Here is a 718-nt window from a genome sequence, read left to right as displayed (position 1 = left end):
AGATTGTCGAGCTGGTCGGAGCCCGGTCCCAGGCTTTCGCCGGCCTGCAGCTCGAGCAGCTTTTCCGGGTCGATGCTGATCGAATCCGTTTCGACCGTCGCCGACGCGGCGATGGCGCCGGCGATGATCTCGCCCTGGGTCATCAGGCTTTCGACGCGGGCGTCGATCAGCCCGTCGCGGAAGGTGTTGAGATAGAGGATGCCGGTCACCAGGACGGCAAGGCCGGCAAGGTTGAGGAAGAGGATACGCCGCGTCAGGCTGGAAAAGATATGATGGCCGAGGAAGCGGCGCATCGGCACCGTGATCTTCGACACGAAGGACGGCATGATACGCGACGGCCGCCTCGAGGCGCCCGCCGGTCTTGTTCGCTGTGCTTCCACTGCCATCGAATAGCAGTCCCTGCTACTTACGCTTCGCGGAACCGGTATCCGACTCCGTAAAGGGTTTCGATCATCTCGAAGTCGTCGTCGACAGCCTTGAACTTCTTGCGCAGCCGCTTGATGTGGCTGTCGATGGTGCGGTCGTCGACATAGACCTGTTCATCATAAGCCGAATCCATCAGCGCATCACGGCTTTTTACGACACCGGGACGCTGCGCCAGCGAATGCAGGATCAGGAATTCGGTGACGGTCAGCGTCACCGGCTCGCCCTTCCAGGTGCAGGTGTGGCGCTCCTGGTCCATGACGAGCTGGCCGCGCTCGAGCGAGCGGGCCTGCTG

Annotated in this window: 2 protein-coding genes; both read right to left on the bottom strand. The window is 62.3% G+C overall.

The window, feature by feature from the left end; translation table 11 throughout:
• Positions 1-326, bottom strand: a 326-nt coding sequence (locus EN935_RS38825) for a sensor N-terminal transmembrane domain-containing protein (RefSeq protein WP_245489181.1), incomplete at its 3' end; no start/stop codon positions are given.
• A gap of 80 nt (positions 327-406) precedes the next feature.
• Positions 407-718 (bottom strand): response regulator transcription factor (locus tag EN935_RS38820; protein ID WP_206528270.1); only part of this gene is annotated, 312 nt, incomplete at its 5' end.

Source organism: Mesorhizobium sp. M7D.F.Ca.US.004.03.1.1, assembly GCF_003998635.1.
In the GTDB taxonomy this organism is placed as follows: Bacteria; Pseudomonadota; Alphaproteobacteria; order Rhizobiales; family Rhizobiaceae; genus Mesorhizobium; species Mesorhizobium loti.
Note: the sequence above shows the minus strand (reverse complement) of the source record. Positions and strands in the feature narration are given on the sequence as shown.